This is a genomic window from Aeromicrobium halocynthiae (genome assembly GCF_039531385.1).
Taxonomy (GTDB): Bacteria; Actinomycetota; Actinomycetes; order Propionibacteriales; family Nocardioidaceae; genus Aeromicrobium; species Aeromicrobium halocynthiae.
The window spans coordinates 1-16,324 of the sequence record NZ_BAAAPY010000001.1 but is presented as its reverse complement, the minus strand read 5'-3'; the positions used below and the strand labels follow the sequence as shown (position 1 = coordinate 16,324).

The window sequence follows — 16,324 nt, the reverse complement described above, 5'->3', positions numbered from 1 at the left end:
CTACGGGATCGGAACCTCGGACCGACTTCCTCGTTGACGATGCGTGAGCATGTTCCAGCACGGGATCGCCTCGGGCGATCCGCTACCCACCGCCGTCGTGCTGTGGACGCGCGTCAGCCCGACCAAGGAGGCCACGCCGGGCTCCGGTAGGGGTCCGCGGACGACGGTCCGGTGGACCGTGGCGACCGATGCGCGCATGCGGTCGGTGGTGTCGAGCGGCACCACGACCACCACGGCGGCCCTCGACCACACGGTCAAGGTGGACGTCCGAGGGTTGCGCCCTGCCACCACGTACCACTACCGCTTCAGTGTCGGTAAGGTCACGTCGGCGGTAGGCACCACGCGCACCGCGCCGGCGCCGACCGCGAGGCCCGCGCGACTGCGCTTCGGGGTCGTGTCCTGCGCGAACTACGAGGCCGGCTTCTTCAGCGCCTACCGACACCTCGCCGGCCATCGTCTGGACGCCGTCCTGCACCTCGGCGACTACCTCTACGAGTACGCCACCGGCACCTACGCGATGGGCCAGGCGAACGCCGTCGTGCGCAAGAACGATCCGCCGCACGAGATCGTGACCCTGTCCGACTACCGCCGTCGCCACGCCCTCTACAAGCGGGACCCCGACCTCCAGGCGCTCCATCGGCGGGTGCCGTTCATCTGCACCTGGGACGACCACGAGAGCGCCAATGACGCCTTCTCCACCGGAGCGGAGAACCACGACCCCGCCACGCAGGGATCCTGGTCGGCACGTCGCCGGGCCGCCTACCGGGCCTACGACGAGTGGATGCCGGTTCGACTGTCCGGCACGGCGAAGGTCGGCGACGGCTCGCAGATCTACCGCCGCTTCACCTTCGGTCGCCTCGCCGAGCTCTCGATGCTCGACCTCCGCACGTACCGCAACGCGCCCGGCGGGACGTTCACCCAGGTACCCAACCGCGATGCCGCGTCACGCTCGATCGCCGGTCCGGAGCAGCTCGGATGGCTGGAGAAGGGGCTCGCCACCACGGAGTCGCAGTGGAAGCTGGTCGGCAACCCGGTGATGATCGCTCCGGTGCGGGTGCCGCCGCTGCCGAACAGGATCCGAGACGCCATCGAGGACACCGAGGGGCTGCTCCCGGCCGAGGGGGTCGCGTACAACACCGACCAGTGGGACGGCTACACCGCCGAGCGCCGCCGCGTCCTGGAGTTCCTCGCCGACCACAACGTGACCGACACGGTCTTCCTCACCGGCGACATCCACTCCGGCTGGGCCTGTGACCTCCCGACCAACGCGGGGCTCTACCCGCTGAGCACGACCGTCGCGACCGAGCTCGTGTGCACGTCGGTCACCAGCAACAACCTCAAGGACATCCTCGGCGTCCCACCCCGGACGCTGTCGACCCTCGTCGAGACCGCGATCTTCGGCGCGAACCGGCACGTCCGCTACCTCGACTTCGACAGCCATGGCTACTCGATCCTCGACGTCACGCCCGCGCGGATCCAGATGGATTGGTACGCGATCTCCGACCGTGCCCGCAAGGACGCCACGTCGCAGTGGGTCCAGTCGTGGGAGGTACCGGCGTCCTCCCAGCGGGTCCGGCAGGCTCAGCGTCCTTCGGAGGGTGCGGCATGAGCGGCCAGGAGGTCTCGCGCGTCACCCGGCGGACGTTGCTGAAGGGGGCCGCCGCCGGCGGTGCCGTCGTGCTGTCCGGGGTGGCGGGGGCACCCTGGGCGCAGGGCGCCTCCGTCTCGGACCGACGCGTCTACGTGCTGGTCATCGACGGTTGCCGACCCGACGAGATCACCCCGGAGTCCACCCCCAACCTCCACCGGCTCCGGACGGCGGGTCGTTGGTTCCCGAACGCCCGCGCCATGCCGATCGCGGAGACCCTGCCCAACCACGTCATGATGATGACGGGCGTGCGACCCGACCGCGGTGGCGTCCCGGCCAACAGCGTCTACGACCGCGCCACCGGCGCCGTCCGCGAGGTCGGCGAGTCCACCGACATCACCTTCCCCACGATCCTCGAGCGGCTGCGCGAGCGGAAGCTCACGACGGGAACGGTCCTGAGCAAGGACTACCTGTTCTCCGTCTTCGGCACGAGAGCGACCTACCGGTGGGAGCCGTTCCCGCTGCTCCCCGTCACCGACCACGCTCTCGACCAGTTCACGATGAGTGCGCTTCGCGCCATGATCATGAGGGCCGACCCCCACATGGTGTTCGCGAACTTCGGCGACATCGACCGGTTCGGCCACAGCGACCTGACCGGGCCGAACGTCCAGGTCCTGCGACGTACCGCCCTGGCGTCGACGGATGCGCACATCGGGCAGTTCGTCACGTGGCTCAGCACCCGACCACGATGGTCCTCGACGACCGTCATGGTGCTCGCCGACCACTCGATGGACTGGAGCCAGCCCGACCGCTTCATCTCGCTGACCAAGGCGTTCGCGGGCAACCCGGTGCTCTCGGGTGCGTTCGCGATCGCCGACAACGGTGGAGCCGACGTCCTCACGTACATCGGTCCCGCGGCCCGGCGCGACGCAGCGATCGCCGAGGCGCGGCGGGTCGCCGCGGGTGTCCCTGGCGTCCTGTCCACGCGGACCACCGCGGAGCTGCGCCTGGGGGCGAAGGCCGGGGACCTCGTGGTCTTCTGCAAGTCCGGCTATCGCTTCTCGGACCCGCAGGTCTTCTCCAACCCGATCCCCGGCAACCACGGCCATCCCGCGACCGAGGCCATCCCATTCTTCCTCACGGGCGGAGCCGTACGACCCGCCGTGCTCAGCGACCGCGCGGCGACCCTCGACGTCGCACCCAGCGTCGGCGCGATCTTCGGGTTGCCGGCCCCACGAGGCGGGTACGACGGCGTCTCGCGGGTCTGAGCGTCACCAGGTCCCGACGACGGTCGGGTAGGCCACGAACAGCACGCCCGCGAGCGCTGCCCCGGCCAGCAGGACGGTCGAGGAGAGGATCCGTCCGACGCGCAGCCGGAACCGGGTGAGCGCCCACCAGGTCATGAGCGCCGCCGCCGCCGGCATCAGCACCCAGGCGAGGGTCCACCCGTCGTCGAGGCTGCCACCCGGGGTGGCCAGACCGAGCTCACCGGAGAGTGCCACCACCGCGAAGGCGTACCAGGGGAACAGCATCGGCACGGAACCGACGAACGCCGCGAACGCCACCGTCCGCACCGACCGTCGCAGGTCACGGTCGACGGTCGAGGGACGCGGCTCGCCGACGTCGGGCCCCAGGATGCCGTCGATGACGGCACGACGCCTCCGGCCGAGCACGAGGACGGCCGCCACGGCCACGGCCACCGCCCACCAGAGGTCGAACGTCCCCATGGAGACCGGTGCGGTGGTCCAGACGGGGACGAGCTCGACGCTGCCCCACACGAGGCTCGGCACGACCGTCAGCACGAAGGCGACGAGCGCGAGGCCCGCACCGATTCGCTTGGCGCGGCTCCAGCGCGTGACACCGGGTCCGGGGGGCCGTGTCGCGAGCGGGTGGACCGCGCTCGGTTGCGGGTCCGGACGCCGCGGCTGCTGCGCAGGCCCGGGCCCCGGGACGACGGCCTGCGTCGGTGCCGTCGGCGGACCCTGGCTCCCGCCGCCGTGCTCGGTGTCGACCCGGGCGAGGGCGGCCTGCATCGACGCGACGTCGGGGTAGCGGTCGTCGGGGTCGATGGCCATGGACCGGCGCACGATCGTCGACAGGGCCGGATCGAGGTGGGGGGCGTGGGCACGCGGGTCGGGGCGCTCGCGCGTGCGGTGTGCCATGAGCTGCTCGGCCATCGACCCCTCGAACGGGGGCCGGCCGGTGAGGCACTCGAACAGCAGGCAGCCGACCGAGTACACGTCGCTGCGCTGGTCGGCGCGTCCGTCGTACTGCTCCGGAGCCATGTAGTGCGGCGTCCCCGCGACGGTCGCCGTGGCGTCCGAGGCGGCACGCGCGATGCCGAAGTCCACGATCTTGACGCCCCCAGAGCGGGTCACGAGGACGTTCGCCGGCTTGATGTCGAGGTGCAGGATGTCGGCGCGGTGGCAGGCGGCGAGACCGTCCAGCACTCCTCGCACGGCGACGACGGACCGCGGGCTCGGACCGTGACGTGCGAGCAGGTCACGCAACGACGTCCCCTCGACGAGCTCCATGACGAGGTGCGGGGTGATCTCGCCGTCGCCGTCGGGCAGGTGGACGAGGTCGTGCACGGTGACGACGTTGGGGTGGCTCACGCGGGCGAGCGACGCGACCTCGCGGGAGATGCGGCGCATGGCTCGTGGGTCGTCGGCCAGGTAGTGCGAGAAGCGCTTGATGGCGACGTCGCGGTCGAGCTGCAGGTCGCGCGCGCGAAAGACGACGCCGTGGTTGCCGGCCCCGATGCGCCCCCTCAGCTCGAAGCGACCGTAGGGGTCGAGCGGTGCCGGCGGCACGACGTGCGGACGCTGCGGGGGCGCGTCGCGGCGGATGGTCCCGCCAGGCACCTCGCCCGTCCGGTCGGGGCGGTTGGCGGGATCGACGCGGACGGTCCGGTCGTCGCGCTGCGGCACCGACGGGGGCGGGTCCGCGCGCTCGACCCGCTCGGTGGGACGGTCGTCGGAGGCCACGCGGAGCCTCCTGTCGGGTCGTCGGTCCCGGACCGCTGCGCCGGGGGTGCCGACCCCATTGTCCCTACGAGGCCCGAAGATCGTCACGACACTCCGTCCTCGGCCCGTCGTCGAGCACGTCGACCCGCACGCCGGCGAGCTCGAGCACCGAGCCCGGTCGCACGGTCGTCCACTCCCGGGCCGCGACGGCCACCCCGTCGAGGTTCGTGCCGTTGGTGCTGTCAAGGTCGCGCACCTGCCAGCGTCCGGCCCGCCAGCAGAGGGCGGCATGACGGGAGGAGACCTCCCCGTGCTCGAGGGCGAGCGGACTCTCCGCGTGCCGGCCGAGCACGACCTCCGAGCGGCCGTCGAGCGTGACCGTCGTGCCGCCCGAGCACAGCCGCAGCGGCGGGACCTGCGGCCGGATCGACGTGGGGCGCCGCGTCGAGCCGTCTGGACCGAGCGCGACCGTGCCCGTGTCGCGGGCCGGCCCGTGCAGGAAGTCGGGCAGGACGCTCACGGTCGGTCGGTCGTCGACGACGGCGAGCATCGGCTGCTGACGGGCCGGGCTCGAGGGACCGGCGGTCGAGGTGGGGGCCGTCGTCCCCGCGCGCCCGGAGACCCGGTCCCAGTCGAGGTCGGCGGAGGTGGGGGCACTGCGGTGCGGTGCCGATGAGGGCGTGCCCAGGAGGCCGACCGGTTCGCGGCGCCGGGTCCCACGGGCCGGTGGCACCCAGCCCGAGCGGAGAGCGGGGTCGACCTCGACCGTCACGGTGACCTCCTCGGGCAGCGCCCAGCCCTCGCGCTCGGCGTGCGTCCGGTACAAGCGTGCCGCGTCCTCCCCGAGCCGGTCGAGGTCGCCGTCGGGGTCGAGACGCTCGAGGTCCTCCGGCGCGACGCGTACCGTCAGCTCGCTCAGCGCGAGCCGCTCACCGCTCGGCATGACCACGTGCTGTCCGACGAGCGCGCGGACGAACCGTCGACGCAGGACCCCGGACGAGCCCGTCGGCAAGGTGACGAGCTTGGCGGCCGCCTCGGTGGCCGTGGCCCGGGGCCCGCTGGTCCCGAAGATCCCCTGCGCCACCCGCAGGGCGATCGCGATGACCGCAGCGGTGACGAGCAGGCCGAGCAGACTGGAGACGAGGGCGGTGGGACTCATGGCATCATCGTCGGCGACCACCAGGTGAGCCGTCGAGACGACGCGGAACACGTTCCAGGAGGCCGACTTGCTGCGCATCGAGTGGTCCGTCCGGACCGGCCCGGAAGGCGGCACGTCGGCCGGGACCGAGCAGGTCGCGCCCGGTGGCAAGCTCGTCGTCGCACGTCGGATGACCTTGCCGCCGGCTCGTCCGGTGCTGGTCGAACGGCTGGACGGGTCGGTCTACGTGTTCGTCGCCCTGCCCTACGTGAGCGACCCGGCGCTCGTCATCACCGCGACCGACGGTCAGCCCGTGCTCTACCGCGGCCAGCGCGCCAACGGCGCGGTGGTCGAGCTCGTCGCCCCCCGCGGGCCGGCGTCGAGCCCGGAACCCGGGCAGCGCGTCTCGGTCACCCAGCCGGGCACCCGCGTCGACCTGCGGTTCCCCGACCTCACGGTGAGCGTCACGATCGACTTCGACCGACCGCAGGCAGCACCGGCCGGATCGGGCACGGAGCAGCTCGGCGTCACGGCACTGGAGGGCGACGACCTGTGGCTCGTCGGCGCGCTGGCCGTGGCGCTCTCGCCCGAGCACGGGGTCGTCGCGCACGGTGACCTCAAGGCAGCGTTCGCCCGGTGGCGAGGCGTGCCCGAGCCGAGCGCGGGGACCTTCGACCGGACGATTATGCGGCCGGCGCTGGAGCAGCGCGGCATCGAGCTCCCGGGACCGCGGCTGAACAAGATCGTCTACCTCGTGGAGTGGTCACGCCGGACGTCGGAGTTCCCGGAACGGATCCTCGACGACGTCCGGTCCCGGCTCCGGCGGTCCTGAGCGGAACGCCGGCGTCCGGACGCACGTCGCCCGCCCGGGTGCAGTCCACTCAGGGGGCACCGGGGCGGGCGACGAGGCTCGAGCGGCGGTCAGTCGTCGACGACCTGCACGGTGACGTCGATGTTGCCGCGCGTGGCGTTGGAGTACGGGCAGACCTGGTGCGCCTTGTCGGCGAGGGCCTGCGCCTCGTCGTGCGGGAGGTCGGGGATGACGACCTCGAGCGTGACGGCGAGCTCGAACCCGCCCTTGCCGTCCGAACCGATGCCGACGTGGGCGCCGACGCTGGAGTCGCCGAGGTCGGCCTTCTCCTGGCGCGCGACGGCCTGCAGCGCGCCGTGGAAGCAGGCGGCGTAGCCGGCCGCGAAGAGCAGCTCGGGGTTGGCTGCGCCACCGGCGCCGCCCATCTCCTTCGGGACGGCGAGGTCGAGGTCGAGCTGCCCGTCGCCGGTGCGGACGTGGCCGTTGCGTCCGCCTCCGGTGGCGAGGGCTTCGGCGGTGTAGAGCGGATCCATGGTTCGCTCCTTGGTCGTCGTTCGGTGTGACGCGGTGTCACGCCGTCTCACGTGGGGGGTCAGGCAGGGGGTCGGTCGGGCAGGCCCGCGACGGTGCGGGCCAGCCGCCGCAGCTCGGCGGCCTCGGCCGGCTCGAGCTGTAGGTTCTCGTGGACGCAGCGCTGCACGTCGACGATCTCGGGGCCGAGTCGACGTCCGTCGTCGCTGAGCCGGACGTGGACGCGACGCTCGTCGACGGTCGAGGCAACCCGCTCGACGAGCCCGCGCACCTCCAGTCGTCGCACGAGCGGGGACAGGGTGCCGCTGTCGAGCCGCAGGCGGTCGCCGAGCTCGCTGATGGTCTGCTCGTCCTGCTCCCACAGCAGGAGCAGCACGAGGTACTGCGGGTAGGTGATCTCGAGACGGCGCAACGGCTCGCGGTAGGCGCCGGTCATGGCGCGCGACGCGGCGTGCAGCGCGAAGCACAGCTGCTCGTCGATGCGGATGATGCCCACACGCGAAGCATTGCACACAACTTGGTTGTGCACAATCCAATGCCGACGATCGGTACTCGCACCCCGAGCCCGGCCTCAGGACCCGCCGAGACGGGCCGAGAGCCTGCGGGCGATGCCGCTCGCCCGCGCCGTGCGCCGCTCGACCGCCCGACGGATCGTGTCCTCGTCGGCGACGACGGTGAGTCCGCCGCGGGTGCGGGTGATGGCGGTGTAGAGCAACTCGCGGGTCAGGATCGGCGAGTCGTCCTGCGGGAGCAGGACGGTGACGTGGGCGTACTCGCTGCCCTGGCTGCGGTGCACGGTGCTGGCGTAGGCGGTCTGCACCGCGGGCAGTCGCGACGCGGCGACGCTCCGACCGGTGTCGAGCTCGACCACGAGACGGCCGTCGCGCTCCACGGTCAGGCCGGTGTCGCCGTTGTGGACCCCCAGACCGGGGTCGTTGCGGGTGACCAGGACGGGCCGGCCGACGAACCACGGCCGGCTCGGGTCGGCGAAGCCGCGCACCTCGCGCTCCAACGCCTCGTTCCAGGGGCGCAGTCCCCAGGGTCCGTCCCGGTGGGCACACAGCAGGCGGTGGGATCCGAGGGCGACGAGCCCCGCGGCGGCGTCCCCGTCCGCGGCAGCGGCGGCCAGGGACCGCGCCTGCTGCACCGGCAGGCCCGCGACGACGTCCTGGACCGCGTCGTGGTCGACCAGGCGCGGAGCGCCGGGATCGTCGCTGCGCAGGAGGGCGAGCGTCGCCTCGGCGTCACCACCGACGACCGCCGAGGCCAGGGCTCCGACCGCACCGGTGAACCGGTGGCCCGTCCGCAACGTCGCGACGGCGGGGTGCGGTGCGGCCTGCAGGCCCTCGGCGACGTCACGCAGCACGGCGCCGGCCTCGACCGAGGCGAGCTGGTCGGCGTCGCCCACGAGGACGAGCCGCGTGTCGGCGGAGGTGGCCTGCACGAGGCGCTCCATCATCAGCAGCGAGACCATCGATGTCTCGTCGACGACGACGACGTCGTGGGCGAGCTTCTGTCCGGCGTGGTGGACGAACGAGGAGCGCGAGTCGGGGCGGGGGCCGAGCAGCCGGTGCAGGGTGACGGCGTCCAGCGTGGCGAGCCACTCCCGCTCGGCGGGCGTGAACACGTCGGCCTCGGCCGCCTGGGCCACGGCCTCGCGCATGCGGGCGGCCGCCTTGCCGGTGGGCGCGGCCAGCGCGACCGACAGCGGACGCTCCCTGCCCTCTCGATCGGTCCCGTGCTGGCCCGCGAGGGCCGCGAGCACACGGGCGATCGTCGTCGTCTTGCCGGTGCCGGGCCCGCCTGTGACGACCGACGTCGAGGATCGCGCCACGAGCTCGGCCGCGGCGCGCTGGTCGGCGAACGTCTCGGCCTCGAACAACCGGTCGAGGTCGGTCCCGAGGCGCTCGGTGTCCAGCTCCGGCACGGGCGCGACGGCTCGAGCGGCCAGCCGGTCTGACAGGGAGACCTCCAGGCGGTGGTAGCGCTGCAGGGTCAGCAGCGGCGCCTCGGCGACGAGGACGGCGTCGGGTGAGGTGACGAGTGCACTGGCGACGACGCGGTCCCACCAGCCGTCGGGCCACAGGTCGGCGGGCCACTGCTCGCGCGGGACGTGACGCTCGAGCTCGGGACCCAGCTCGGCTGCGACCGTCTCCAGCCGCAGGCACGAGGAGCCGAGCCGAGCGGCACGCACGGTCAGCGCGAGTGCGAGGACCGCGGCCTCGTCGCCGACGTCGAGCAGGGCGCTGACGCGTGTTGCGACGTGGACGTCGGCCGCGGCGAGGATGTCCGCGGCGTTCAGCAGCGCCAGGACGCCCGAGGCGCCGCGGACACGCTCGGCGCCGTGAGGGTCGGGCATGGGAAGGCCGGCCTCGACCGGTGTCTCGCTCATCGCTGCTCCCCTGGGTCTGCGGTTCGGTCGACTCCTCGGCCGTCGAGGAGGTTGCTGAGCCCGAGCACGAGGGTCGATGGCGGCCGCCAGGCGAAGACCCCGTGGGGCAGCCCGTCCTCGGTGGGCGCCCCGGGCCCGGCCATGCCGCGCAGGAAGAGGTAGAGCACGCCGTGCAGGTGCACGTCGGGGTCGTAGTCGGGCACCCGCCAGCGCAGGAACCGGTGCTGGGCCACCGTGTAGAGCAGCGCCTGCAGGGGGTAGGTGGTGGCGAGCATGGCGTCGGCGAGGCGGGACGGCGCGTATGCCTCGAGGCCCTGCCCGGGCGCCTCGAGGCGGTTGGTCTTGTGGTCGCACACGATGGTGCGACCGGCTCCGTCGCGCAGCAGGACGTCGATGGAGCCGGTGAGGTAGCCGTGCAGCGTGCGGCCCGCGAGCGTCGGGACGCGCAGCCGGGGGGCGAAGGCACGGAGCGGGTCGTCCGCTGCCAAGTGGGTCTCCATGAGGTCGGCGACGTCGGCGAGCGTGCCAGGACCGCCCGTGCGCCGTCCGTCGCCCACCGCGCTCGCCTGGTCCCCACCGGCCAGCGGCAGCTCGAAGTCGAGCTCGCGCAGGGGTCGGAGCCGCAGGGCGTCGGTGAGCGTCAGGCCGTCCATGAGGGGACCGAGCGGCGTGTCGAGGGACAGCAGCAGCGCCTCGACGAGGGCGTCGGAGGAGACGTCGAGCGGACGACGCTCGAGGTGGTGCGTGACCCGCTCCCGGACCTGTGACGGCAGGTCGGGCTGCTCGGTGTCGACCTCCTCCAGGACGGCGTGCACCAGCGTGCCGAAGGCCGCTCCGCCGGCGAGGTCGGCCCACGGGGACGGGACCGGTGAGGCGACAGGGGTCGCCGGTGGCACGGCTGCGACGGGGTCCTCGTCGTCGCGCACGCCGGCCGGTGGCTCGCTGCCGACGGAGGTCTGGTCGTCCTGGCGGACCAGGGCCGTGTACGAGGTGCGGCGCCAGGTGGGGTCGAGGTCGCGCGTGAGGGAGCGCGCTCGCAGGTCGTCGCCGGCCGGCGGCGGCGCCGACAGGTGGACGGGCGTGGTGGTCATCTGCTCCAGCCACGGACCGCCGCGGTCGGCCCACTGCCGCAGGCGTGCGACGACCTCCGCGTCCGGCGGACAGCCCACCCGGTCCGGGACGTGGGCGCCCTCGGGGTCGGGCCGGAACAGCAGGCGGTGCAGGCCGGCGTTCGCGGAGTCCTTGGTGGGAGCCCAGTGCAGGACGAGCCCGGACTGGGCACGCGTCAGCGCGACGTACAGCAGTCGCAACGACTCCCCGGCCCGCTCGCTGGCTGCGAGGCGCACGTGCTCCTCGTGCGAGGGGCCACCGCGACCGACGTCGAGGCTGCGCCGTCCTGCCGTGTGCAGGCGCAGGACCTCGCGCTCGGCGTCGTAGCGGTTGAACAGGAACGGTGCGTACACGACCGGGTACTGCAGCCCCTTGCTGACGAAGGTCGTGACGACCTGGACCGCCTCGGCGTCGGTGTCGAGGCGACGTGCGCGTTCGGCGGCCCGGGCGCCGTCGGCGCGTCGGTCGAGCAACCAGCGCAGCAGACCGGCACCGCCCAGTGCTTCCTCGCGCGCGACCTGCTGCAGCACGTGACCGACGTGCTCGAGGTCGGTGAGCAGGCGACGTCCGCCCTCGCGGCCGAGCACACGGGCGACGACGTCGGCGTCGGCGACGACTGCCTCGACGAGCCCCGCGGTGCCCCGGGCGCCATGGAGGTCGGCGAGGTCACGGAGCCTGGTGGAGACGGCGTCGGTGAGGCTCTCCCCCACGACGCCGTCGAGCTCCTCGGCCCGGTGCCCGAAGAACGGTCCGATGGCGGCCGCGCGCACGACGCCGGCTCGGTCAGGAGCCTCCAGGGCGCTGAGCAGCGTCAGCCAGTCCTCGGCAGCGCGGCTGCGCAGGACGTCGGCACCACCGCCGCGCACCGCCGGAACGCCGGCGGCGGTCAGCTCGGCGTGGACGAGCTCGGCCTCAGCGTGCCGCTCGACGAGCACGGCGACGTCTCCTGGGCGCACCGGACGTGGACCGCCGCCGTCGTCGAAGGTGGCGGATCCGGTGAGCAGGCGCGCGACGTCGGCCGCGACGTCGCGCGCGATGGCCGTGCGTGCCGCGGCGATCGCCAGCTGCCCGTCGGGAGCGACGCCCGCGTCGTGGCGCAGCACGGTGCGCAGACGGAACGGGTGGGGCCGGTCGGGATCGACCAGGCGGGAGCCCGTCTGGGCCGAGCGGGCGGCGCGCACGACGATCTGCTCGTGCCCGAGCGCCGTCCCCCGCAGCAGGACGTCGACGGCATCGACGAGGGAGGCGTCGCTGCGGTGGTTGAGCACGAGCGTCCGCCGGGTCTCGGCCTGGGCGGCGGCGTGCAGGTAGGTGGGGACGTCTCCTCCGCGGAAGCCGTAGATGGCCTGCTTGGGGTCGCCGACGAGGACCACGGTGGCGTGCCCGACGAAGGCGCGCTCGAGGATCTGCCACTGGACGGGGTCGGTGTCCTGGAACTCGTCGACCAGCACGATGCGCCACCGCTCGCGCATGAGCGCGCGGGCCGGTGCGTCGGGTGCCTCGAGCGCCTCGGCGAGCCGCTGGAGCAGGTCGTCGTAGGACAGGGTGCGCAGGCGCCGACGCCGCCGGCCGACCTCGTCGCGGACGGCGCCGGCGAACCGGCGTCGCAGGTCGGGTGCGGAGTCCGGCTCGGCGTCGACCGGCAGCAGCGTGGCCGCGGGGTCGCCGACGGCGCGCATCCCGAGCTCGCGGGCCTCCTTGGGATCGAACGGCAGCGTCCGTCCGCCGGCGGCGTAGCGCAGGTAGAGGTCGGAGGCCGCCTCGGCGACGAGGTCGGAGTCGTCCTCGACGAGGCTCGCGCCGGGCTCGACGTCGCCGGTGGTGCCGAGGCCGCGCAGGACGGTGTGGCAGAACCCGTGGGTGGTGGTGACGGTGGCCTCGTCGAATCGTGCGGCGGCCGTGCGCAGCCGGTCGCGACGCCGTCGCCGCTCGTCGGAATCGGCCACCAGCACGAGGGCGAGGAGCTCGTCGGCGGACCGGTGGTCGGAGGACGCGATGCGTTCGGCGTCCTCGTCGCTGCGCAGCGAGGCGTCGAGGACCCGCTCGACCTCCACGAGCCGCTCGCGCACGCGGTCCTTGAGCTCGGCACTGGCGGCTCGACCGAAGGTGACGACGAGGAGGTCGTCGACGGTCGCGATCCCCTCGGCGAGGTAGCGGGTGACGAGCGCGGCGATGGCCCACGTCTTGCCGGTGCCGGCGCTCGCCTCGAGCAGGGTCGTCCCCTCGGGCAGCGGATCGCTGATGCTGAACTCGCGAGCCTCGCTCGGCCGGGGTTCGCTCATGTCGACTCCCGGTGCTCGAGCAGGGGGGTCCAGAGCCGCAGCGCGTGCCGGTCGAGTCCGCGGCGCAGGAGGTCCTCGACGGTGCAGTCGGGCAGTGCGAGCCGGTGGTAGCCGTCGTCGGCCTCTCCGGCGATGTCGCGGTTGCGGTTGCCCTCCCACTCGCCGCGCGCCGCTCGCTCGGCGCGGGCGAGGTCCTGGGTGCGCAGCAGCGTGGTGGCGACCGGCTCGGAGGTCTTGATCGGCAGCGGGAGCGGTCGGCGCAGTCCCTCGGCGCGCAGGTCGAGCAGGTCGGTGAGGATCCGGTCGGCCTCGGTCGACGACGGGGCGCGCAGCGTGATGGTGCCGGGGTGCTTGCGATACCCGTTCGGCACCCGTCCGACGATGCGCGCCGGGGCGGTCCGGCCGGCCGCGCTCAGCGCGAGGAGGTCGACCCACGGTTCGGTCAGCTGGCGACCCTTGAGGGTCGACGCGGTGACGGTGAGCAGACCGGTCGACCGCACCCCGGTGACGGTGCCGACGACCCTGCGACCGTCGGGCAGGAGGTGGTCGACGTCGACCGCCGAGGCGGGTTCGTCGCGCCACGGCGCGGCGATGCCGAAGAGCGCGATGACGAGGTCGTGCGCCTGCTGCAGCGCAGGGCCCGACAGGGGCGCCGGGGGCAGCAGGCCGGAGCGTCGGGCGTCGGCGTCGGCCTGCTCCCCCGTGGCCCCGGCGAGCACCGACTGCAGGAGCTGCTCGTTGAGCTTCCACTGGGCGAGGCCGTCGAGCTGCAACGGGATGCCGGACTCCTGCGGGTCGCTCTCGTACGGCAGGCGGACACCGAGACGCTGGCGGACGAACGCGCGGACGGGGTGGGCCACGAAGTCGCGCAGGTCCTGCAGGGACACGACGTCCTCGTCGACGGGTGGCAGCGAGGACGCGACCAGCGGCGGGACGGGCGCCGGTGCGCTCCTGGCGGCCCGTGCTCCGGCGAGGGCGGCGGTGTCGAAGCTGAACGGCTCGTCCGTGACGATCGCCCCGGGTGTGAAGGCGCTCTCGTCGAAGGCCTGCAGGGGGTGGCGGGTGACGACGCGCTCGCGCAGGGTGCGACCGTCCTCGCTCGGGCGTCGCTCGAGGACGGACCGCTCGAGCTGGTCGAGCAGCTCGCCGACGGGGGTCGCCGGCGGAAGGGTGCGTCCGGAGTGCTCGCTGGCGCCGGTGTAGGTGATGACGAGGTGCTCGGTGGCCGACATGACGGCGTCCAGGAAGAGCTGGCGGTCCTCGCCGGCGACGTCGCGCTCGCCGACGCGAGGGGCGAGGGAAAGGACGTCGTCGCCGAGCGGGGTCGTGACGCGAGGGAAGGCATCGGCGTCGAGGCCGAGCAGGCAGACCACGCGATGGGGCACCGAGCGCATCGGCACCATGGTGCAGACCGTGACGGCCCCCGTGCGAAAGCTCGTGCGCGACGGTCGTGGGGCGAAGGCGCGGTCGAGGACGGCGACGACCTCCGACGGTCCGAGCGCGTCGGACGCTCCCCCGGTCGCTGCGGTGGCCTCGCCCGGCCCGAGCGCGGCGATGGTGCGCAGGACCTGCTCGCGTTGCCACGCGTCGTCGCCGGTGACGTCGGTGAGGGTCTCGACCGCCGTGGCGAGGGCGTCGCGCCACGTGCTCGTCTCCCCCGCGGCGAGCGCGTCGACCACGCCGTGGAGGCGCTCGAGCAGCTCGTGCAGGCGGCCGACGAGGCCGATGTCGGTGCTGGAGAGGTCGTCGAGCGGCAGGACGTCGCCGGGCCGGATGCCGTCAGCGGCGTCGCTGACGACGCTGACGGCCAGGCGGTCCAGGCCCGCGGCCCAGGTGTTCTGCGCGAGACCACCGAGCCCCCAGACCTGCCGGGCGTCGGCGTCGAAGCCCCAGCGGACCGCGGTGTCGGCGGCCCAGGTCTCGATCTGCTCGAGGTCGTCGGCGCTCAGCCCGAAGCGCCGTCGGACCGGGGCGAGGGCGAGGAGGTCGACGACGTCGACCACCCGGGCCCGGCCTTCGGCGGCGATCGCGGCGACGCGCTGCAGCACCTCCGCGACGGGGTTGACCGCGGTGGTCGCCCGGTCGGCGAGCCGGACGCGCAGGCGGTGACCGGGGTGATCGACGCCCTCGACGTCCTCGAGGCCGAAGGCGGCGTGGATCAGCGGTGCGAAGGTCTCCACGTCGGGGCACATGACGATGACGTCGCGCAGCTGCAGGCTGGCGTCGTCCTCCAGCAGACCCAGCAGGACCTCCCGCAGGACGTCGACCTGGCGGGCGGGACCGTGACAGGCGTGCACCTGCAGGGACCGGTCGGTCTCGGCGACGCGTCGCGCCGGGTCGGCGGGCGCCAGCTCACGGTCCTCGACGAGGTCGGTCTGCAGCAGCCCCAGCAGCGTGGCGGGTCGCTCCGGAGGCGCCAGGTGCTCGACCCGCAGCGACGTGGACCGCTGGTCGGTCACGGCCGACAGCGTGTGCTGCAGCTCGGCGGCGTCGCGGCCGCAGGAGGTGAGCAGCAGGTTGCCCTCGCCCGGCGCGTCGACGGCGCTGCGCGGGAGCGTCGTGCCCGTGTCGCCGGTGGACGCCGGGGTGGCTACGGCCGTCCGTTCCCACCGTCGCTGCGAGGGGTGCGGGAGCCACAGGTGGACGTCACGGTGCAGGCCGAGGGCGGCGACGACGTCGAGCTCCGCTCGTGGCATGCGGGTGTGGCCGACGAAGGAGAGGCGTCCGGCGAGGGCACTCGGGACCTGGCCGGCGCGGAGGAGTTCGGCGGTCTCGGCGAGGCGTCGGTCGGGCGAGGGGTGCGGCGCGAGCCGGGGCACGAGCCGTCGCCACAGCTCGGCCTGCCACCGGGCGGACTCGGGCAGCAGCTGACCGTGCCCGTCGGTGTCGTCCCCCGCCTGCCACGCCGCGACCATCTCGGGCCGCTGGACGGCGTAGGAGTGCAGCAGCGACGCGACGCGACGCGCGGTGCCGAAGCGGCGAGCGCGACGCAGCTCGGCCTCGTTCGTGGGGTGCCCGGCGCCGAGGTGGCGGGCGACGACCGCCAGCCACGGCTCGGCGAGGTGCGTCTCGAGGAGGTCGAGCACGGCCCAGGTGAGGCGGTCGGGCGCCCACGGGTCGTCGACGTCGCGCTCGGTGAGCTCGGAGACGAGGTGCGCGGGTCGACGGAAGTCGACGCCCGCGCAGATGCCGTCGTCGCGACCGTCCTGCGTGCCGAGCCGGTGCGACAGCCGTTGCGCCACCCACCGCTCCACGCCGGCCGCGGCGACCACGACGACGTCGAGCGCGAAGGGATCGTCCGGCGGCTCCTGGAGCAGACGCGCGAGCCCCTCGACGAGCACGTCGGCTCGGTCGGCGCGGTGGACGGTCAGGGGCACGAGTTTCTCCTATGTCAAGCCGCGGCCGGAAGGCAAGCCCGGGCGGCTGTGTGGTCGGTGGTGAGGTGGTTGAAGACGACACGTGCTAGACGGCGTTTGAGGCAGCGCAGGGCTTCGGGGGTGGACATG

General features: G+C 73.7%; 10 protein-coding genes. 3 read left to right on the top strand and 7 right to left on the bottom strand.

Annotation, left to right across the window (positions count from 1 at the left end; genetic code table 11):
* Nucleotides 1-49 precede the first annotated feature (49 nt).
* A complete protein-coding gene (locus ABD213_RS00050) occupies nucleotides 50-1,609 on the top strand; it encodes an alkaline phosphatase D family protein (RefSeq protein WP_344322823.1) in 1,560 nt (519 codons plus the stop codon).
* On the top strand, nucleotides 1,606-2,856 hold the full coding sequence (locus ABD213_RS00045; protein WP_344322820.1) for an alkaline phosphatase family protein: 1,251 nt from the start codon (nucleotides 1,606-1,608) through the stop codon (nucleotides 2,854-2,856). The genes ABD213_RS00050 and ABD213_RS00045 overlap by 4 nt, the downstream gene beginning before the upstream one ends.
* Before the next feature lie 3 nt (nucleotides 2,857-2,859).
* Here ABD213_RS00045 and ABD213_RS00040 read toward each other — a convergent pair whose 3' ends face one another.
* Together ABD213_RS00040 and ABD213_RS00035 are read right to left on the bottom strand one after the other, a co-directional pair.
* Nucleotides 2,860-4,575, bottom strand: a complete 1,716-nt coding sequence (locus ABD213_RS00040) for a serine/threonine-protein kinase (protein ID WP_344322818.1) — start codon at nucleotides 4,573-4,575, stop codon at nucleotides 2,860-2,862.
* 64 nt (nucleotides 4,576-4,639) lie between these two features.
* Complete coding sequence (locus ABD213_RS00035; protein WP_344322816.1) at nucleotides 4,640-5,713, bottom strand: FhaA domain-containing protein; 1,074 nt, start codon at nucleotides 5,711-5,713, stop codon at nucleotides 4,640-4,642.
* Nucleotides 5,714-5,780: 67 nt separating this feature from the next.
* On the opposite strand from ABD213_RS00035, the gene ABD213_RS00030 reads away from it, so the two are divergent.
* The gene (locus ABD213_RS00030) at nucleotides 5,781-6,524 is read left to right on the top strand and encodes a hypothetical protein (protein ID WP_344322814.1); all 744 of its coding nucleotides are present in this window, start codon (nucleotides 5,781-5,783) and stop codon (nucleotides 6,522-6,524) included.
* Nucleotides 6,525-6,613: 89 nt separating this feature from the next.
* Here the strand turns inward: ABD213_RS00030 and ABD213_RS00025 are convergent, their stop codons facing one another.
* The 5 genes from ABD213_RS00025 to recC form a co-directional block, all read right to left on the bottom strand.
* A complete protein-coding gene (locus tag ABD213_RS00025) occupies nucleotides 6,614-7,036 on the bottom strand; it encodes an organic hydroperoxide resistance protein (RefSeq protein WP_344322812.1) in 423 nt (140 codons plus the stop codon).
* Nucleotides 7,037-7,095: 59 nt separating this feature from the next.
* On the bottom strand, nucleotides 7,096-7,530 hold the full coding sequence (locus ABD213_RS00020) for a MarR family winged helix-turn-helix transcriptional regulator (protein WP_344322809.1): 435 nt from the start codon (nucleotides 7,528-7,530) through the stop codon (nucleotides 7,096-7,098).
* Nucleotides 7,531-7,605: 75 nt separating this feature from the next.
* A complete protein-coding gene (gene recD, locus ABD213_RS00015; protein WP_344322807.1) occupies nucleotides 7,606-9,426 on the bottom strand; it encodes an exodeoxyribonuclease V subunit alpha in 1,821 nt (606 codons plus the stop codon).
* Nucleotides 9,423-12,818: a UvrD-helicase domain-containing protein gene (locus ABD213_RS00010; RefSeq protein ID WP_344322805.1), complete on the bottom strand. Its 3,396-nt coding sequence runs from the start codon at nucleotides 12,816-12,818 to the stop codon at nucleotides 9,423-9,425. The genes recD and ABD213_RS00010 overlap by 4 nt, the downstream gene beginning before the upstream one ends.
* Nucleotides 12,815-16,195 (bottom strand): exodeoxyribonuclease V subunit gamma, encoded by a 3,381-nt coding sequence (recC, locus tag ABD213_RS00005; RefSeq protein WP_344322804.1) that lies wholly within the window; start codon nucleotides 16,193-16,195, stop codon nucleotides 12,815-12,817. Before recC ends, ABD213_RS00010 begins: the two co-directional genes overlap by 4 nt.
* Nucleotides 16,196-16,324 lie beyond the last annotated feature (129 nt).